We start from the raw sequence: 19,009 nt of genomic DNA on the forward strand, positions 1-19,009 counted from the left end.
GTGGAGGCCCGGCGAGCCAGGGCGCGGCAACGAACCATCGGCGCGAGCACGGACCGGAGCAGCCCTCGGAATGATGATTGATTGGGAGCCCGACCGCGGGGGCCCCCAGAAGGGGGCGAGTAGGAAGCGGGAGCGAAAAAAGGGCCCCCCCCCGCCCCGCGCGCGCGGCGCCCCCCCCCCCCCGCCACCCCCCCCCGCCCCGCCGCCCGCCCCCCCCGGGCCGACCTGCTCGCCCACGTCGGCACCAGGGAGGTCGTCCAGGACATGGACGTGCTGCGCGCGGTGCTCGGCGACCCGAAGCTGAGCTATCTCGGCTACTCCTACGGCACCCGGCTCGGCTCGGCCTACGCCGAGAAGTACCCGCAGCACGTGCGCGCCCTCGTCCTCGACGGCGCCGTCGACTCCTCCCAGGACCCGGTGCAGGAATCGCTGCGCCAGGCCGCCGGATTCCAGGGCGTGTTCAATGCCTACGCCGCCGACTGCGCGCAGAACGCCGAGTGCCCGCTCGGCACCGATCCGGCCCAGGCGGTGGCCAGGTTCCGCGCGCTGGTGTCGCCGCTGGCCGAGACCCCGGCCGCGACCGCCGACCCGCGCGGCCTCAGCTACGGCGACGCGATCACCGGCGTCCAGCAGGCCCTCTACACCGACGACCTGTGGAACGTGCTCTCCCAGGGCCTGACCGAACTGCGCGACGGCCACGGCGACACGCTCCTGCAACTGGCCGACCAGTACGACGGCAGGCGCGCCGACGGCAGCTACGCCAACATCCAGGACGCCTTCAATGCCATCCGCTGCGTCGACGACCCGCGCGTCACCGACCGCGAGATCGTCGGCCGTCAGGACACCGAATATCGCCGGGCCGCCCCGTTCCTCGACGACGGCCGTGGCACCGGCGCCGCCCCGCTGGAACTGTGCGCGTCCTGGCCGGTGCCGAATACCAGCACGCCGCATCGGGTGTCGGCGCCCGGCCTGCCGACCACGGTCGTCGTCTCGACCACCGAGGACCCCGCCACGCCGTACCAGGCCGGGGTCGACCTGGCCGATCAGCTCGGCGCCGCCCTGATCACCTTCCGTGGCAACCGCCACACCGCGGCCCTGGTCGCCGGTGACCGCTGCCTCGACACCGCCGTGATCGAGTACCTGGTCGAGCTCGCCGCGCCCGAGCCAGGGCTCACCTGTTGAGACCGGCGTGCCGTTCACCGCGCGCCGTCAGCGCTGGTGAGATGTGCGCGGAAGATGACATGATCGCAAACCCGAGCAGCGATGTAACACGGATTTAACGCCGGGTGCCTACGCTCGCCCTATGGATCGCCAGAAGGAATTCGTGCTGCGGACGCTCGAAGAGCGGGACATCCGCTTCGTACGGCTCTGGTTCACCGATGTGCTCGGCTACCTCAAGTCGGTGGCCATCGCTCCGGCCGAGCTCGAGGGCGCCTTCGAAGAGGGCATCGGCTTCGACGGCTCGGCCATCGAGGGCTTCGCGCGCGTGTCCGAGGCGGACATGGTCGCCCGGCCCGATCCGTCGACCTTCCAGGTGCTGCCCTGGGCCAGCTCCAAGGGCCACCAGCACTCCGCGCGCATGTTCTGCGACATCACCATGCCCGACGGTTCCCCGTCCTGGGCCGACCCGCGCCACGTGCTGCGCCGTCAGCTGAACAAGGCGGCCGACGTCGGCTTCAGCTGCTACGTGCACCCCGAGATCGAGTTCTTCCTGCTGGAGAACGGCCTCAAGGACGGCAAGCCGATGCCCGCCGACAACGGCGGCTTCTTCGACCAGGCCGTGCACGACGCCGCCCCGAACTTCCGGCGCCACGCCATCGACGCGCTGGAGTCGATGGGCATCTCGGTCGAGTTCAGCCACCACGAGGGCGCCCCCGGCCAGCAGGAGATCGACCTGCGCTACGCCGACGCGCTGTCGATGGCCGACAACGTGATGACCTTCCGCTACCTCATCAAGGAGGTCGCGATCGACGAGGGCGTGCGCGCGACGTTCATGCCCAAGCCGTTCTCGCAGTACCCGGGCTCGGCCATGCACACCCACATGAGCCTGTTCGAGGGCGAGAACAACGCCTTCGCCGACCTGGACGATCCGGACAACCTGTCGCAGACCGCGCGCTCGTTCATCGCGGGCATCCTCGAGCACGCGCCGGAGATCAGCGCCATCACCAACCAGTGGGTCAACTCCTACAAGCGCCTGATCCACGGCGGCGAGGCGCCGACGGCGGCCTCGTGGGGCCGGTCGAACCGGTCCGCGCTGGTCCGGGTGCCGATGTACACCCCGAACAAGACCTCCTCGCGCCGCGTCGAGATCCGCAGCCCCGATTCGGCCTGCAACCCGTACCTGACCTTCGCGGTGCTGCTCGCGGCCGGTCTGCGCGGTATCGAGAAGGGCTACGAGCTGCCGCCCGAGGCCGAGGACGACGTGTGGTCGCTGACCGACGCCGAGCGCCGCGCCATGGGCTTCCGTTCGTTGCCCGGCACCCTCGACGAGGCGCTGCAGGCGATGGAGCGCTCGGAGCTGGTCGCCGAGACTCTCGGCGAACATGTCTTCGACTTCTTCCTGCGCAACAAGCGCCGCGAATGGGCCGACTACCGCAGCAAGGTCACGCCCTGGGAGCTCGAGGAATACCTGAGCCTGTGAGGTGACCGCGACGGTGATCCCGAAGAGGTACTTTTAGGGCATGGTCCGGCCCCCGACTGCCCGCTCCGCTGTTCCCGGTGTCGGCAGGCTCGGCCTGCTCGAGCCCACCGCGGCGGATTCCCTGCACCAGCTCGGCTGGGACAATGTCGACGGTGTGCCCGTGCTCTGGGCGCTGTCGCGTTCGCCCGATGCCGATCTCGCGCTGGCCACCCTGCTGCGGCTGCGGGAATCGCTGGGAGAGGGCTGGGCCGAACTGGATTCGGTGATCCGCTCCGATACGACCCTGCGCGGCAGGCTGTTCGGGCTGCTGGGGTCGTCGACGGCGTTCGGCGATCATCTGGTCGCCGCCCCCGAATCGTGGAAGATCCTGCGCCGTAAGCACCTTCCCGAGCGGGATGAGGTGATCACCGACCTGCTCGACGCGGTCGACGCGCGCCCGGAGACCGGACCCGACGCGGGGCCGATGCTGTTCCGGGCGGAGATCGCGGGCCCGGAGGCAGTCGCGTTGCTGCGCAGCAGGTATCGCGATCAGCTGATGCTGCTGGCCGCGATCGACCTGGCCGCCACCGTGGAGAACGAGCCGGTGCCGCCGTACCAGGTGGTGGGCAGGCAGCTGTCGGATCTGGCCGACGCCGCGCTCACCGCGGCGCTGTCGGTCGCGGTCGCGCGGGTCTGCAAGAACGGGCCGGTGCCGGTCCGGCTGGCGGTGATCGCGATGGGCAAATGCGGTGCGCGCGAACTGAACTACGTCAGCGACGTCGACGTGGTGTTCGTCGCCGAACCCGCCGACGCCACCGCGACCCGGCTGGCCGCGGAGATGATGAGCGTGGCGAGCTCGGCCTTCTTCGAGGTCGACGCCGCCCTGCGGCCCGAGGGCAAGGCCGGCGCGCTGGTGCGCACTCTCGACTCGCATCTCGCGTACTACAAGCGCTGGGCCCGCACCTGGGAGTTCCAGGCCCTGTTGAAGAACCGGCCGATGACCGGCGATCTGGAACTGGGGCAGCAGTACCGCGACGCGCTGATGCCGATGGTATGGACCGCCTCCGAGCGCCCCGACTTCGTCGCCGACGTGCAGGCCATGCGCCGCCGGGTGGAGGACCTGGTTCCCGCCGACCTGCGCGAGCGCGAGCTCAAGCTGGGCGCGGGCAGCCTGCGCGATGTCGAATTCGCCGTGCAGCTCCTGCAATTGGTACACGGCCGGGTGGACGAGGCGCTGCACGTCACCAACACCGTCGAGGCGCTGACCGCGCTCGCGGCGGGCGGCTATGTCGGCCGCGAGGACGCCGCGAATCTCACCGCCTCCTACGAGTTCCTGCGCCTGCTCGAACACCGGCTGCAGTTGCAGCGCCTCAAGCGCACCCACACCCTGCCCGCGAGCGACGACGAGGAGGGGATGCGCTGGCTGGCCCGCGCCGCGCACATCCGGCCCGACGGCCGCCAGGACGCGGTCGGCGTGCTGGAGACCGAGATCCGCCGCAACTCGATGCGGGTCCGGCGGCTGCACGCGAAGCTGTTCTACCGGCCGCTGCTCGATTCGGTCGCCCGGCTCGACTCCGACGCGCTGCGCCTGAGCCCCGACGCCGCCGTCCGCCAGCTCGCCGCCCTCGGCTACGGCGCCCCCGCGAACGCGCTCGGGCACCTCAAGGCGCTCACCGGCGGCGTCTCGCGCAAGGGCCGCATCCAGGCGCTGCTGCTGCCGACCCTGCTCGAATGGCTCGGCGACACACCGAATCCCGACGCTGGCCTGCTCGCCTACCGCCGCATCTCCGAGGGGCTCGACGACCAGATCTGGTTCCTGCGCGAACTGCGCGACGAGGGCGCGATCGCCCAGCGTCTGATGATCGTGCTCGGCTCCTCGGAGTACCTGCCCGATCTGCTGATCAACGCGCCGGAGACCATCCGGATGTACGCCGACGGGCCCGGCGGTCCACAGCTGCTCGGCCCGCAGCCCGCCGACGTCGCCCGCGGCATCCAGACCGCGGCGGCCCGCTACGACGACCCGGCGCGTGCGGTGGCGGCGGCCCGGTCACTGCGCAGGCACGAACTGGCGCGGGTGGCCTCGGCCGATCTGCTGGGCATGCTCGACGTGTCGCAGGTGTGCGTCGCGCTGTCGTCGGTGTGGGTGGCGGTGCTCGAGGCCGCGCTCAGCGCCGTCATCCGGGCCTCGGAGGCCGAACGCGGCGGGCCTGCGCCTGCCGACATGGCGGTGATCGGCATGGGCAGGCTCGGCGGCATGGAGCTCGGCTACGGTTCCGACGCCGACGTGCTGTTCGTGTGCGACCCGCGCCCTGGCGCCGACGAGACGACCGCGGTCAAGTGGGCCAACGGGGTGGCCGAGAAGGTCCAGCGCCTGCTCGGGGCGCCGAGCACCGATCCGCCGCTGCAGGTCGACGCCGGGCTGCGCCCGGAGGGCCGCAACGGTGCCCTGGTGCGCACCCTGGCGGCCTATCAGGCGTACTACGGCCAGTGGGCCCAGCCGTGGGAGGTGCAGGCGCTGCTGCGCGCGCACCAGGTGGCGGGCGATCAGGACCTGGGGGTACGGTTCCTGCACGTCATCGACCCGATCCGATATCCGGCGGGCGGGGTGTCGGCCGACGCGGTCCGCGAGATCCGCCGGATCAAGGCCCGCGTCGATTCCGAGCGGCTGCCCCGCGGCGCCAACCCGGCCACGCACACCAAACTCGGCCGCGGCGGCCTGGCCGACATCGAGTGGACGGTCCAGCTGCTGCAGCTGCGGTTCGCCCACGAGGTACCCGCGCTGCACAACACCTCCACGTTGCAGGCGCTCGACGTCATCGAGACCGAGGGCATCCTGGAGCCCGAAGACGTCGCGCTGCTGCGCGAATCGTGGCTGGCGGCGACCGCGGCCCGCAATGCCCTGGTCCTGGTGAAAGGCAAGCCGACCGACCAGCTGCCGGGTCCGGGCAAACTGCTGTCGGCGGTGGCCCGGGTCGCCGGATGGCCCAATGACGACGGCAGTGAATTCCTCGACAACTACATGCGGATCACGCGCCGCGCGAAGGCGGTCGTCGAGCGGGTGTTCGGGGGCGGGTGAGCATGCGAAAGGCCCCGCACCACCGGTGCGGGGCCTTTCAGATCACGCTCGAATCAGATGGAGCGGACGTCCTGAGCCTGGGGGCCCTTCTGGCCCTGGCCGACCTCGAACTCCACGCGCTGACCCTCTTCGAGGGACTTGAAGCCCGAGCCGCTGATGGCCGAGTAATGCACGAAGACGTCGGGGCCGCCTCCGTCTTGGGCGATGAAGCCGAAGCCCTTCTCGCCGTTGAACCACTTAACAGTGCCTTGAGTCATGGTGTTTCTAAGTCTTTTCCGTAGATGAGCCATGGCGATCTCTGTGATCAGCCCAGTCTCAGCAGCCCAGTATGCCATACTCACCGGCAAACTGTGCAATGCGACTTTCAGAAGGGCGATCTGGGCGGAGTCTGCACGCGTGTCGCGGCTGCCGAAGGGCAGATGTGACACCCTTGGCGGATGGGTGCGACCAACGATCAGCCTGCCGAACACCACGACCTCGCCCTGCGGGTGCTCGACGCGCATGTGGCCTTCACCAAGGACCAGCTGCTGCAGCCGGTGGGGTTCCTCGAACTCGCCACCGAGGAGGTCGACGGCCTGCTCGCCGAGGCGGCGGAGCTGACGCTGGCCGAGGCGGTCACCCGCGAACAGATCAAGGGCGTGGCGCACAAGTACGCCGTGCAGATCCCGGTCGAGGGCGCGATCCCGGAACTCGTCGGCGAGATCGCCGCCCGCCTCTACCACCATCGGGCCCAGGACGAGATCCCGGTGCGCGAGGTCGTCGACAACCGGCGCTTCGACGAACTGGTCTCGGCCGTGGCCGACATGGAGGTGACCCACCGGCTGGTGCGCCTGGTGCTGAGCAGCCCCGTCACCGTCGACGCCTGCGTCGAGGCCGTGCAGCGCGCGGTCGTGGCCGCGGTGGACGAGAACCGGCACACCGACGGACACGGCCTGGCCGGATCGCTGCGTGGCGCGCTGGCCCGGCTGGCCGAGCCGGCGCTGCCCGCCATCGAGAACGGCGTCGGCCGGATCACCCGGACCGGCGCGCGCTTCGTGCTGCGCGGCAATCGCGACGACGCCGACGAAGTCCTGTTCGACACCGCCCGCGAGACCTGGCGCAAACACACCGGCGACGCCATCGGTTCGTTCCGCGATCTCGTCTCGGCCAACGACGTGGAGGACGCCGTCGTCCTCACCTTCGAGTTCTGGCGCACCTTCCGCGACACCGATTACTTCCACGCCCTGCTCGACGAGGGCATCGACCACGTCTTCGACAAGTACGGCGACACCCCGCTGGCCGAGTTGCTCACCGAGCTGGGGATCAGCCGCGCCGACCTCATCGAGGAGGCCCTGCGATTCGGGCCGTCGGTGCTCGGAAAGCTCGACGAGCGCGGCTATCTCGACACCGTGATCCGCCGCAGGCTGGCGCCGTTCTACGCCTCGGACGCCTTCCGCGCGGCGGTGACCGGCCAGTAGCCCGCGGACCGCGCGAGCGCGAGTTCTGTTCGGCCGCTGGCGCGTCGGTGTATGTCGGTACGATCCGTGCAACGATGGAGCGCTTGCGCTACCGGATCGCGATCGAAAGGCTGCCGTGACACGTCTGTCCTCCCTGCTCGACCAGATCGACTCCGGAGCGGTGCTGCTGCCCGAATTCCAGCGCGGGTACGTGTGGAACAGGGACCAGGTGCGCGGGCTCATGCGGTCGCTGTACCTCGGGTATCCGGTCGGCGGATTGCTCGTGTGGGAGACCGGATCCGAGGACATCGCGGTCCGTGGCGCGGGCGGCGGGTCGGGGTTGCGGCAGCTGCTGCTCGACGGCCAGCAGCGCATCACCACCCTCTACGGCATCATCCGCGGGCGGGCGCCGTCGTTCTTCGAGGGCGACGCGGTCGCCTTCACCGGACTCCACTTCGATGTGGACCGTGAGGTTTTCGAGTTCCAGGTGCCCGGTCGCGACACCGCGCCGACCTGGATCGATGTCACCGAACTGTTCGCGCAGGGCCCCGTGCACTACCTGCCCCGGTTCACCGAGGTCGAGCCGGAGACGCTGGCCGCGTATCTGGACCGGCTGAACAAGCTGCGCGAGATCACCCACCGCGAATTCAATGTCGAGACCATCACCGGCTCCGACCGCACCGTCGACGAGGTGGTCGACATCTTCAACCGGGTCAACTCCGGCGGCACCAAGCTGTCCAAGGGTGACCTGGCACTGGCGACCTTGTGCGCGCAGTGGCCGCAGGCCCGCGGCAACCTGCGCGATCACCTGATCCGCTGGGACAAGGAGGGGTACACCTTCACCCTGGACTGGCTGCTGCGCAATGTGATCGCCGTCGGCAACGGCCGCGCTCATTTCGACGCGCTCGGCGATCTGTCGCCCGCGGAGTTCGAGCAGGCCCTCGCCGCCACGGCGACCCAGGTCGACACCTTCCTCGACACCGTGGCGGGCCGGCTCGGGCTCGATCACGATCGAGTCCTGATGGGCCGCTACGCCGTTCCGGTCATCACCCGCCTGCTGTTCCTCAACGGCGGCCGCTTCGACGGCGACCTGCACCGCGACCGGGTGCTGTACTGGTACATCCATTCCGCGCTGTGGGGCCGGTTCAGCGGTTCCACCGAGACCTTCCTGCAGCAGGACTACGACACCCTCGAACGCGGCGGCATCGACGCGCTCATCGCCTCGCTGGAACGGCTGCGCGGCGGCTCGCTCGATCTGTGCGCCGACGATTTCGGCGGCGCCACCCGTGGCTCGCGGTTCTACCCGCTGCTGTACCTGCTCACCAGGGTCGACGGCTCACGCGACCTCGGTACCGGCTCCGAGCTGGGCATCGAGCAGCTCGGCGAGCGGAGCCCGGTGCAGGTGCACTACCTGTTCCCGAAGACGACGCTGCGCGACGCGGGATACGAGCGCAACGAGATCAACGCCATCGCCAACTTCTGTTTCCTGAGCCCCGGCTCCGAAGCCGAACTCGGCGAGCGCGAACCGGCCGACTACCTCGCCGAGGTGGAGCGCAGGCATCCGGGAGTGCTGGCCTCGCAGTGGATTCCGACCGATCCGGCGCTGTGGCGGGTGGAGAACTACCGCGAATTCCTGCGCGCCCGCAGGCTGCTGCTCTCCGCCGCCGCCGACGCCTTCCTGGAGAAGCTGCGCACCGGCAAGCTGCACCGCCCGACCCTGCACACGGTCGGCGTGGCCGGGGTGAGCTTCGGTGATCCCGCGGTGGACCTGGTGAACGCGCTCGTCGAGGATCTGGTCGCCGACGGTTTCGGGTTCCCGCTGCTCGACAGCGAGGTCTCCGATCCGGTCACCGGCCGCGAACTCGCTGTCGCCGAGGCGTTCTGGCCCGAGGGCCTGCAGCCGGGCGTCGGCATGCCGGTGGTGCTGGTGCTCGAACCGGCCAATGCCGATCTGAACCGGCTGTCCCAGCTCGGCTACGCCGTCTTCACCTCCGTCGACGCCCTGCGCGGTTACGTCGGCAATCTCCGGGTGGAGGCCTCCGGCGACACGGGCCTCTACGGCCCGGCCGCCGATGTCGCGGCACTGGCCGAGCGGCTGCCCGCCACCTGGGTCGGCAACTCCGAACAGGTCTGGTTCCACTTCGCCTGGAACCTGCTCGAACGCGATCGCGCTGATGGCCCCGACGCGGTGCTGGAAACCGAGCAGGTCTCGCTGCGCTACATCGCGCTGTGGGCGCTGACCCGCACCTTCTACATCCACGCCTTCGACCAGGGCAATCCGGGGGAGTGGCGCTACTACCTCGGCGACACCATCGGTCCCGCCCCGCTCGTGCCGCGCGACTGGCTCGCGCGCCGCGCCATCGACTCGGGCGCGCTCGCCCCCGGCGCCGCGCCCGGCGACGAGGACATCGCCATCGCCCTCGTGCACGGAGTCATCGAGGTGGTCGAGGACGTCGCCACCGCGCTGGCCCACCTGCTCGGCGGCCCCGGCCTGTTCGCCTCGCTGTGGGCCTCGGCGGGCGCCGCCGAACACTACGGCTACCCGCTGTCCACCGACCAGATCAACGACCTCATCAACCAGGTCGTCAACGACCCGGCGTCCCGGAAGATCCAGGCCTACAACTGGATCGAGGCCGGCCTGCCGCTCTAGGACGCGGTCGCGCGCTGGAACGTATCGACGAAGTCGCGCAGCGCGGCGCGGTCCTCGGCGTCGACCGGGCGATGCCCGCGCGCGGCCTCGACCGTGACGGTGGCGCCGGCGCGCAGGTCCAGTTCGGTCCAGCAGACGGGCAGCACCGGCAGTTGCACGGTGCGGTCGGCGACGGTGAGGGTGAGCGCGGAGGTGTAGCGACCGGCGACGGTCATCAGCGCCTCGACCGCGTCCTCGGTGAGCGGGCCCGCCGCCGTGAATTCCTCGATGTACATGTCGCCGCCCCTTCCTCTCCGGCCAGTGTAGGGCCACAGAGATCTCTCGAGGCTGTCTTAAGTGGGCCGTAATGACGGCTGCTTAGGGTGAGCGCATGATGCGTGAGTGGATGGAACGAGCCCTGCTCGTCCTGGGGTGGGGCGCGGTGGTCACGGCGGTCGCCGGGATCGTGTTGCATGTCGGGAACTGGTCGCAGAAGTCGATGGTGTTGCTGGCGTCGGGGGCGATGTGGCTGATGCTCGGCGCCGTCGTCGGGTTGATCCTGCTGCTGATCGCGCGGAGCTGGCGCAGTGCCGTCGCCGGGGTGGTGGTGCTGGCGGGCGTGCTGTGGCTGGTGGTGCCGTCCTACCTTCCGGAGAGCCGTGCGGCGGCCGGTCCGGAGCTGGTGGTGTTGCAGTCGAATCTGCTGTTCGGGCAGGCTGACACCGCCGCGGTCGTCGCGACTGTGCGGGACAACGACGTCGACGTGCTCACCACCGAGGAGCTGACGACCGGCGCGATCGAGCGGCTGCGCGCCGCCGGGCTGGAAGAGTTGCTGCCCTACACCTACCTCGAACCGGCGCAGTCCGGCGGCGGTGGCACCGGGATCTACAGCCGATACCCGTTGCGCGACACCGTGAAATACGACGGCTTCATCATGAGCAACATCTCCGCCACGATGGAACATCCGCAGCGCGGCCCGATCTCGGTGTTCGCCTTCCATCCGATCCCACCGAACCTGGATTTCGCGGCCTGGTCGGCCGAGATGCGCCGGGTCGACGAGATCCTCGGCGTCGCAGGCGCTCCCGCGATCGTCGGCGCGGATTTCAATGCCACCCATGATCATTCGGCCTACCGTGCCCTGCTCGACGGTCCGTTCGCCTCCGCCGCCGACCAGACGGGCGACGGCATTCTGCTCACGTATCCGGCGGATCGGCGCTGGGGCCCGGTGATCGGCATCGATCACGTGCTCGTCGCAGGTGGAGTGGCACAACAGGTTCGCACGCTCACCATCCCCGGCAGCGATCACCGCGCGGTGCTGGCTTCGGTGCGGATGGACAGCTGACCGAAGTCGTCTACCATGTGAGCCGCTCGACAGCGGACCGTCAGGCGTCCGCGTCAGTTGTTTCCCGGGGAGGACCAGCGAATGATCAGACGTCGATTCGGCACGGCCGTGGCCGCGGCGGTGGTGAGTATCGGATTGCTCGTATCCGGTTGCTCGGCGACCACGGTGGCCAGCGACCAGGCGGTGCCCGCGATGGACAACCCGTGGGAGGTGGCGGGCGCCGCGTCGAGCACCGGACCCAGCGGCCCGCGGCCCGGTGTGCCCGACACCGACAAGAAGGCCGACAACGGTGACAACGGCGCGATCGACAAGCTCGCCCTCAACGCCATCGCCGACATCGAAGAGTACTGGCAGACCGAGTACTCCAAGACCTTCCGCGGCACCTTCAAGCCCGCGTCGAAGTACATCTCCTGGTCGGCCAAGGCTCCCGAATCCGAGGCCGTGCAGTTCTGCAAGAGCAGCACCTACAAGCTGGTCAACGCCGCCTACTGTCCGCTCGACCACACCATCGGCTGGGACCGCACCGTCCTGCTGCCGCTGCTGGTGAACAAGTACAAGGAGATGGCGGTGGTGATGGTGCTGGCCCACGAGTACGGCCACGCCATCCAGTCCCAGGCCGACCTGCTGCGTGGCTTCCTCACCGATGCCCTGGTGAAGGAGCAGCAGGCCGACTGCCTGGCCGGGGTGTTCCTGCGCCACGTCGCCGAGGGCAATTCCAAGCATTTCACCCTCAACACCACCGACGGCCTCAACGGCGTACTCGGCGCCACCGTCGCCGTGCGCGACCGCGACCCGAATGATCCCGACGCCGTGCACGGTTCGGCCTTCGAGCGGGTCACCGCGGTGCAGATGGGCTACACCGAGGGCGCCGGATCCTGCAAGGGCATCAACGAGGAGGAGATCGAGAAGCGCCGCGGCGGCCTGCCGGTCACCTTCGAGGAGGGCGAGCGCGACCAGCAGCTGCCGGTGAACCAGGAGAATCTGAGCTCGCTGGCCACCCAGCTCGGCAAGTCGATGCCGGTGCGGAACGCGCCGAAGTTCGACTACAGCGGCGTCACCCGGAACTGCGCGTCGACGACCACCACCGAGCCGGTCTCGTACTGCCCCGGCAGCAACACCATCGGCACCGATGTGCCGGCGATGGCCAAGCGCGCCGGTGAGGGCGCGAGCGGCAAGGAAGAGCCGCTGTCGGCGGTCGTCACCGGCGACTACAACGCGGCGGTGGTCTTCGTGTCCCGGTACGCGCTCGCGGTGCAACAGGACCGCAAGCTGTCGTTGACCGGCGCCGAGTCGGCGGGCCTGCGCACGGCGTGCCTGTCCGGCGCGCTGACCACGAAACTCAGTGAGCCGAGCAGTGATCCGCGCCTGTCGGCCGGTGACCTCGACGAGGCCGTGTCCGGTCTGCTCGCCGACGGCCTCGCGGCCGCCGACGTCAACGGCAAGGTGGTCGCCAGCGGCTACCAGCGCCTCGAGGCGTTCCGCACGGGCGTCCTCGACGGCGAGCAGGCCTGCCTGACCCAGTTCGAGTAGGTCAGCGCGCCGCGGGCAGTGATCGCAGGGAGCTGAGGGTGTTCGCCACCGCGCGGGCGGCCTCGGCTCCCTTCGTCACGAAGTGGTTGGTGTAGTAGTCCACGTGCTCGCTGTGCTCGTGGAAGTGGTGCGGGGTGAGCACCACCGAGAAGACCGGCACGTCGTTGTCGAGCTGGACGCGCATCAGCCCGTCGATCACCGCGGAGGCGACGAAGTCGTGGCGGTAGATGCCGCCGTCGACGACGAGCGCGGCGGCCACGATCGCGTCGTAGCGGCCGGTGCGGGCCAGGCGCTGGGCGTGCAGCGGGATCTCGAAGGCGCCGGGCACGTCGAAGACCTCGACGGCCGCCGGGTCGAATCCCAGTCCGCCGAATTCGGCGACGAAACCCTCATGGGCCTTGGTGACGATGGAGCTGTGCCAGCTGGCGCGGATGAACGCGACCGAGGAGGTGTTTCCCATGGAAGGAGTGTACTAGGCCACAAATTACTCGCCAGTAACATGCCGGGTGAGCCACTCGGTGAGGTCACCGATCACCTCGTCGCGTTCCGGTTCGTTGAACACCTCGTGGAACAGGCCGGGGTAGCGCAGCACCGTCACGTCCGCCGAACCCGTTCCGGTTTCGAGCAGGTCGGCACTCGACGGCGCGGCGATGGTGTCGCCCGTGCCGTGCAGCACCAGCAGGGGCGCGGTGAGGACGGACAGACGCTGCTTCACCAGGGCGGTGTGCTGCAGGATCTCGACCGCGGTGCGGGCGGGCAGGCGGCCGCGGTACACCAGCGGGTCGTCGTCGTAGGCGCGGACCACTTCGGGATCGCGGCTGATCGCCGACGAGTCCAGCGCCAGCACACCGAGATTCGGGGCGAAACGGGTGAGCAGGGGCGCGGCCAGGCGCTGCAGCGGATTGCCCACCGCGATGTCCAACGGCGGCGCCGACACCACGATTCCGGCCAGCTCGATCGGCCGGCGGGTGACCAGGTGCAGCACCACCAGGCTGCCCATCGAGTGGCCGAGCAGGAACCTCGCGGCGCCCGGATGCGCGTCGCTCGCGAGGTCGAGCAGCGACAGGGCATTGTCGGCGGCGGCGTCCAGCGACCCGATATTGGCGCCGGTCCCGGCCGAGCGTCCGTGCCCGATGTGGTCGAGCGCGTACACCGCGAACCCGGCGGCGGCGAGCTGGTCGCCGAGGTACTCGTAGCGGCCCGAGTGCTCGGCGACGCCGTGCACCAGCGCCACGACGCCGCGCACGCCGGTGTCGGGTTGCCATGCGCGCCAAGCGATCCGGCCGCCCGCGCCGGTGAACTCGCCCGTGTCCGTGGTCATCGCAGCTCTCCTGCCGTGGGGTCGGACGCCGCGAGCCGTGCGATCAGGCGCCGATTGAATTCGATCAGCCGAGCGTAGTTGAGCCGGGAGATCCGTTCGTCGGTTCCGTGGATCCGTGCCAGATCCGCCGCCGTGAGCACGATCGGCGCGAAATTGCAGCGCGTCTCGGCCAGGCCGTCGTAGTGCCGGGAGTCGGTCGCACCGGGCACGAGACCGGTGGTGGTGACGATGCCGGGGACCAACTCGGCGGCGAGCTCGGCGATCAGCTCGTAGGCGGGGCCGGGACCGGTGACCCGCGAGGGCTCGGAGGCGGGCCCGACGAGATCGATCGCCACGCCGATGTCGCGGATCACCCTGCGGCAGTGCGCGAGGACCGCCGACACCGAATCACCGGGCAGGATGCGGAAATTCACCAGCGCCTCGGCGCTCTGCGGCAACACGTTGGCCTTCACGCCGCCGCGGATCACCGTGGGCGCCGTGGTCGTGCGGACCATGGCCTCCGTGCTCGGCCCCGCCGCGAGGATCCGGGCGACCAGCGGCGCGGCCAGCGTGGCCAGCCCGCGCGTATCGGTGAGCTCGAGCAGCTTGCGGTGCGGTTCGGGCAGGGCCACCCGCATCCGGGCCAGCATGTCCGCGATCACCGGCGTCAGCCGCAGCGGCATCGGACGATCCTGCACCCGGGCCACCGCGCGCGCGAGCCGCCCGACCGCGGTTTGCCTGCCCGGCATCGAGGAGTGGCCACCGGTCTCGGTGACCGAGAACCGTACCGTCGCGTACCCCTTCTCGCCGAGCATGATGCTCGCGACCGGCCGGTCCACGCCGTCGGCGATCCCGTCGGTGATCACCCCGCCCTCGTCGAGCAACAGCTCGGCGCGCACGTTCTCGGCGCGCAGGTGCCCGGCCATCCGCACCGCGCCGCCGTCGCCGAAGACCTCCTCGTCGTGCCCGAACGCGAGGAAGAGGGTGTGGCGCGGCCGGATGCCAGCGCCCAGCGCCCACTCCACGGCCTCGAGCACCGCCAGCACCCGGCTCTTGTCGTCGATGGCGCCGCGCCCCCAGATGAAGTCCTCGTCGACCACGCCGGCGAACGGGGGATGGGTCCAGCGCTGCGCGTCGTCGACCGGGACCACGTCCTGATGGCCGAGCAGGATCGCCGATACGTGCCCGGCCTCGGTGCCGTCCCAGCGGTAGAGCCTGCTGTGACCGAAGGTGGTCAGCGTGAGTTCGGCGTGCACGCGCGGGAACGCGGTCTCGAGATGACGGGCCAGCCGGACGAACTCCGCGTCGGCGGTGTCGGCGGGGTCCTCGGTCGAGACCGTCGCGCAGCGCAGCGCCGCGGCCAGCCGCTCGGCGACCTCGTCGGTGACGCCGACGGTGACGGGGGAACTGCTCGGGTTCTCGATGATCGGGCGCACCTTGGCATTCTCGCCGGTGCCCGGCCCGTTCGCCGCCGAAGACGCCCGAATCGCGGTATTCGGGTCGCAGGCGTCATGCGGTCAGCCGGGTCGGCGGTGGGCCATCTAAGCTGACATACATGGCAGGAGGCAAGGGCGGCAAGCCGTCGAAGGAAGCCAAGGCCGCGGCTAAAGCGGCACGTAAGCAGGCATCACGCGAGCGGCGTCAGCAGTTGTGGCAGGCGTTCAACATGCAGCGCAAGGAAGACAAGGCGCTGCTGCCGCTGATGATCGGCGCGCTCGTCGGCACCACGGTCGTGTTCTTCCTCATCGGTCTGATCTTCGACATGCAGTGGTTCCTGCTGCCGCTGGGTCTGCTGCTCGGTGTGCTGTTCGCGTTCATCATCTTCGGACGCCGCGTGCAGAAGAACGTCTACCGCAAGGCCGAGGGCCAGGCGGGCGCCGCGGCCTGGGTACTCGACAACCTGCAGGGCAAGTGGCGCGTGGCCAACGGCGTCGCGGCCACCACCCAGCTCGACGCGGTGCACCGCGTCATCGGCCTGCCCGGCGTCATCTTCGTCGCCGAGGGTTCCCCCCAGCGGGTGAAGTCGCTCATCCAGCAGGAGAAGAAGCGCACCGCCCGCCTGGTCGGCGACACCCCCATCTACGAGGTGATCGTCGGCAACGACGAGGGCCAGACCCCGCTCAAGGACCTGCAGAAGTTCCTCACCAAGCTGCCGCGCAACATCGACGTCAAGCGGATCGACCAGATCGAGGGCAGGCTCTCGGCGCTGTCCTCGCGCAGCGGCGGCCCCGCCATGCCGAAGGGCCCGATGCCCCCCGGCGCCAAGATGAAGGGCATGCAGCGCGCCATTCGCCGCCGCTGAGCCCCGGCTTCCGACCAGCCCGGTACCTGATCGCAGGTACCGGGCTCGTGTCGTCTCAGGAGTTCGCGGCCCGGCCGGTCAGCAGCCACAGGACCCGGTCGTAGGCGAGCAGGTGATAGCCGACCAGCACGATCACCGAGATCAGCGCCGGCCGGGCCAGGCCGGCCGCCCACAGTGCCGCGGCGCCGCCGAAGAGCACCGCGATCTCGACGAGCAGCCGCACCTGACCGGGTACCGGCACCGGCGCCGCACCGCTGCGGCTCGGGTCGCCTTGCACCGCGAGGGTGCCCCACAGTGTCGCGGCCGCGATCGGCAGCACGACGACGAGCAGAAACCGCCATGGCGAGTCGAACGCCCGCCAGCCGTAGATCCCGAAGGAGACGATGGCGACCAGTTCGAGCAGGAAACGCGTGGCCAGCATGGCCGGATTCAGTGACACGGCCACAGCGTAAGGCCGCGGTCGGCGCGGTGCGCCCCGGTCAGCGGGCGTTGACCAGCGCCGTGCCGGTGGCCTGGTCGTGCATGCCGCGCCCGTCGGCGTCGGTGAACAGGGCCGGAACCACGAACACCAGCAGCACCTGCCTGGCCAGCGCGCGCACGAACCCGACCGCGACCGGCGCGTCGACGCGGACCACGCGCAGCTTCATGAAGTACTGGCCGGGGGTGAAGCCGAACAGCGTCACCGCCGCGATGCCGATCACGAACCACACCAGCAGCGTCATCGACGACGCGGCGAGACTGCGCGCGATGACCGCGGCGATACCGACCGCGATGAACCAGTCGATGAACAGCGCCACGACGCGGCGCCAGGTGGGCGCCAGCGAGCCGGCGCCCTCGCGCGGCAGCCCGTAGAGCTCGCCGGGGTAGCCGGGTGTTTCCTCGTCACCCGGTTCCGCGGGGTTGCCGGAGAGCCAGGTGCCGGTGATGCGTGCCATGGCTCCCAGGATAGAGGCGGCCTCCCGGGCGCATTGGTGGAGGTCACGTGGCTGCGCCTGGTCGCGGATGGCAGGATGAGCAGGCAGGTCGCGGCCGGATGGCAGACATCACCTGGAATCCGGCACGCGTAACACTGGCGAAACACAGCCTTGACTGTAGGGAAACACCGCGTCCATACCGTCAGGTCGCGACGAACCCATGCATCGTGAACGGCTGGGAACCGATCCGTAAGGAGAACAAGTGACGTTCAGCACGGCCGAAGAGGTCATCCAGTACATCAAGGAAGAGGACATCGAATACGTCGATATCCGCTTCTCCGACCTGCCCGGCGTCCAGCAGCACTTCTCGATCCCGGCCAAGGCGTTCACCGCCGACCTGGCCGAAGAGGGTCTGGCGTTCGACGGCTCCTCGGTGCGTGGCTTCCAGTCGATCGACGAGTCGGACATGCTGCTGCTCCCCGACTTCAGCACCGCTCGCATCGACCCGTTCCGTGCCGCGAAGACCCTCAACCTGAACTTCTTCGTGCACGACCCGTTCACCCGTGAGGCCTACTCCCGCGACCCGCGCAACATCGCGCGCAAGGCGGAGGAGTACCTGCGTTCGACCGGCATCGCCGACACCGCCTTCTTCGGTGCCGAGGCCGAGTTCTACATCTTCGACGGCGTCCGCTACGGCTCCGGCATGAACAGCTCCTTCTACGAGATCGAGTCCGTCTCCGGCTCGTGGAACACCGGCAAGGAGTTCAACCCGGACGGCTCGCGCAACCTGGGCTACAAGGTGCGCAACAAGGGCGGTTACTTCCCCGTCGCGCCGTACGACCACTACGTCGACCTGCGCGACAAGATCTCGACCAACCTGCAGAACGCGGGCTTCGAGCTCGAGCGCGGCCACCACGAGGTCGGCACCGCCGGTCAGGCCGAGATCAACTACAAGTTCGGCACCCTGCTGTCCGCCGCGGACGACCTGCAGCTGTTCAAGTACATCGTGAAGAACACTGCGTGGCAGGAAGGCAAGTCCGTCACCTTCATGCCGAAGCCGCTCTTCGGTGACAACGGCTCGGGCATGCACGTGCACCAGTCGCTGTGGAAGGACGGCAAGCCGCTGTTCCACGACGAGGCCGGCTACGGTGGCCTCTCGGATCTGGCGCGTCACTACATCGGCGGCATCCTGCACCACGCCCCGTCGCTGCTGGCGTTCACCAACCCGACCATCAACTCGTACCACCGTCTGGTGCCGGGCTACGAGGCCCCCATCAACCTGGTGTACTCGCAGCGCAACCGCTCCGCCGCGGTCCGCATCCCGGTCACCGGCAACAACCCGAAGGCCAAGCGCATCGAGTTCCGCGCGCCGGACTCCTCGGGCAACCCGTACCTGGCCTTCGCCGCCATGATGATGGCCGGCCTGGACGGCATCAAGAACAAGATCGAGCCGCTGGCCCCGGTCGACAAGGACCTCTACGAGCTCCCGCCGGAGGAGGCCAAGAACATCCCGCAGGCCCCCACCAGCCTGGCCGCGGTCATCGACCGCCTGGAGAACGATCACGACTACCTCACCGAAGGCAACGTCTTCACCGAGGACCTGATCGAGACCTGGATCCAGCTCAAGCGCGACAACGAGATCGCCCCGGTGAACCTGCGTCCGCACCCGTACGAGTTCGAGCTCTACTACGACGTGTAGGCCTGACCTGCGGGAACGGGCCTGATCGGCCCGTTCCTTCCGCAGTAGCCGGTGACGAGTACCCCCCCGGAGGGGTAAACAGGCGGGGGGGGACCGCGGGTTAAAGCCCGGGGATACCGGAGGCGGGGCCGGGTTTGGGCCCGCCCCCCCCAAGGGAGAGG

The 19,009-nt window shown here is 69.6% G+C and carries 15 protein-coding genes and 1 pseudogene; 9 read left to right on the forward strand and 7 right to left on the reverse strand.

Annotated features, from left to right (window positions below):
- Nucleotides 1–222: 222 nt before the first annotated feature.
- From QH270_RS22655 to QH270_RS22665, 3 genes and pseudogenes are all read left to right on the forward strand, one after another.
- Nucleotides 223–1,182 (forward strand): annotated as a pseudogene (locus tag QH270_RS22655) (alpha/beta hydrolase); the annotation flags it as partial.
- 121 nt (nucleotides 1,183–1,303) lie between these two features.
- Nucleotides 1,304–2,641, forward strand: a complete 1,338-nt coding sequence (gene glnA / locus QH270_RS22660; protein WP_280345899.1) for a type I glutamate--ammonia ligase — start codon at nucleotides 1,304–1,306, stop codon at nucleotides 2,639–2,641.
- Nucleotides 2,642–2,681: 40 nt separating this feature from the next.
- Nucleotides 2,682–5,696, forward strand: a complete 3,015-nt coding sequence (locus QH270_RS22665) for a bifunctional [glutamine synthetase] adenylyltransferase/[glutamine synthetase]-adenylyl-L-tyrosine phosphorylase (protein WP_280345901.1) — start codon at nucleotides 2,682–2,684, stop codon at nucleotides 5,694–5,696.
- A gap of 53 nt (nucleotides 5,697–5,749) precedes the next feature.
- Here QH270_RS22665 and QH270_RS22670 read toward each other — a convergent pair whose 3' ends face one another.
- Nucleotides 5,750–5,953, reverse strand: a complete 204-nt coding sequence (locus QH270_RS22670) for a cold-shock protein (RefSeq protein WP_110040334.1) — start codon at nucleotides 5,951–5,953, stop codon at nucleotides 5,750–5,752.
- A 180-nt stretch (nucleotides 5,954–6,133) separates the two neighbouring features.
- Here QH270_RS22670 and QH270_RS22675 point away from each other — a divergent pair, with 180 nt between their 5' ends.
- Both QH270_RS22675 and QH270_RS22680 read left to right on the forward strand, forming a co-directional pair.
- On the forward strand, nucleotides 6,134–7,153 hold the full coding sequence (locus QH270_RS22675; protein ID WP_280345904.1) for a hypothetical protein: 1,020 nt from the start codon (nucleotides 6,134–6,136) through the stop codon (nucleotides 7,151–7,153).
- A gap of 115 nt (nucleotides 7,154–7,268) precedes the next feature.
- Nucleotides 7,269–9,782: a GmrSD restriction endonuclease domain-containing protein gene (locus QH270_RS22680; RefSeq protein ID WP_280345906.1), complete on the forward strand. Its 2,514-nt coding sequence runs from the start codon at nucleotides 7,269–7,271 to the stop codon at nucleotides 9,780–9,782.
- Here QH270_RS22680 and QH270_RS22685 read toward each other — a convergent pair.
- Complete coding sequence (locus tag QH270_RS22685; RefSeq protein ID WP_280345909.1) at nucleotides 9,779–10,057, reverse strand: hypothetical protein; 279 nt, start codon at nucleotides 10,055–10,057, stop codon at nucleotides 9,779–9,781. The genes QH270_RS22680 and QH270_RS22685 overlap by 4 nt on opposite strands.
- Nucleotides 10,058–10,152: 95 nt before the next feature.
- On the opposite strand from QH270_RS22685, the gene QH270_RS22690 reads away from it, so the two are divergent.
- Both QH270_RS22690 and QH270_RS22695 read left to right on the forward strand, forming a co-directional pair.
- Nucleotides 10,153–11,103, forward strand: a complete 951-nt coding sequence (locus tag QH270_RS22690; RefSeq protein ID WP_280345911.1) for an endonuclease/exonuclease/phosphatase family protein — start codon at nucleotides 10,153–10,155, stop codon at nucleotides 11,101–11,103.
- A gap of 81 nt (nucleotides 11,104–11,184) precedes the next feature.
- Nucleotides 11,185–12,633 (forward strand): metallopeptidase, encoded by a 1,449-nt coding sequence (locus tag QH270_RS22695; protein WP_280345913.1) that lies wholly within the window; start codon nucleotides 11,185–11,187, stop codon nucleotides 12,631–12,633.
- A gap of 1 nt (nucleotide 12,634) precedes the next feature.
- Here the strand turns inward: QH270_RS22695 and QH270_RS22700 are convergent, their stop codons facing one another.
- From QH270_RS22700 to QH270_RS22710, 3 genes are read right to left on the reverse strand one after another with little or no spacing between them, the layout of a single operon-like run.
- Complete coding sequence (locus QH270_RS22700; RefSeq protein WP_280345916.1) at nucleotides 12,635–13,093, reverse strand: 6,7-dimethyl-8-ribityllumazine synthase; 459 nt, start codon at nucleotides 13,091–13,093, stop codon at nucleotides 12,635–12,637.
- A gap of 24 nt (nucleotides 13,094–13,117) precedes the next feature.
- Nucleotides 13,118–13,954 carry an alpha/beta hydrolase gene (locus QH270_RS22705; protein WP_280345918.1) on the reverse strand — a complete coding sequence of 279 codons (837 nt, stop codon included), beginning with the start codon at nucleotides 13,952–13,954 and terminating at the stop codon, nucleotides 13,118–13,120.
- Nucleotides 13,951–15,369 (reverse strand): M20/M25/M40 family metallo-hydrolase, encoded by a 1,419-nt coding sequence (locus QH270_RS22710; RefSeq protein ID WP_280345920.1) that lies wholly within the window; start codon nucleotides 15,367–15,369, stop codon nucleotides 13,951–13,953. Before QH270_RS22710 ends, QH270_RS22705 begins: the two co-directional genes overlap by 4 nt.
- 119 nt (nucleotides 15,370–15,488) lie before the next feature.
- Between QH270_RS22710 and QH270_RS22715 the strand changes: the two genes are divergently transcribed.
- The gene (locus tag QH270_RS22715) at nucleotides 15,489–16,235 is read left to right on the forward strand and encodes a DUF4191 domain-containing protein (protein WP_232997625.1); all 747 of its coding nucleotides are present in this window, start codon (nucleotides 15,489–15,491) and stop codon (nucleotides 16,233–16,235) included.
- 55 nt (nucleotides 16,236–16,290) lie between these two features.
- On the opposite strand, the gene QH270_RS22720 is transcribed toward QH270_RS22715, so the two are convergent.
- Together QH270_RS22720 and QH270_RS22725 are read right to left on the reverse strand one after the other, a co-directional pair.
- Nucleotides 16,291–16,674 carry a YrdB family protein gene (locus QH270_RS22720; RefSeq protein WP_280345922.1) on the reverse strand — a complete coding sequence of 128 codons (384 nt, stop codon included), beginning with the start codon at nucleotides 16,672–16,674 and terminating at the stop codon, nucleotides 16,291–16,293.
- Nucleotides 16,675–16,714: 40 nt separating this feature from the next.
- Nucleotides 16,715–17,170, reverse strand: a complete 456-nt coding sequence (locus QH270_RS22725) for an RDD family protein (protein ID WP_280345924.1) — start codon at nucleotides 17,168–17,170, stop codon at nucleotides 16,715–16,717.
- Between the two features lie 241 nt (nucleotides 17,171–17,411).
- On the opposite strand from QH270_RS22725, the gene glnA (QH270_RS22730) reads away from it, so the two are divergent.
- Nucleotides 17,412–18,848 (forward strand): type I glutamate--ammonia ligase, encoded by a 1,437-nt coding sequence (glnA, locus tag QH270_RS22730; protein WP_280345927.1) that lies wholly within the window; start codon nucleotides 17,412–17,414, stop codon nucleotides 18,846–18,848.
- Nucleotides 18,849–19,009 lie beyond the last annotated feature (161 nt).

Origin of the sequence: Nocardia neocaledoniensis (assembly GCF_029868625.1) — a bacterium.
Classification (GTDB): domain Bacteria; phylum Actinomycetota; class Actinomycetes; order Mycobacteriales; family Mycobacteriaceae; genus Nocardia; species Nocardia neocaledoniensis_A.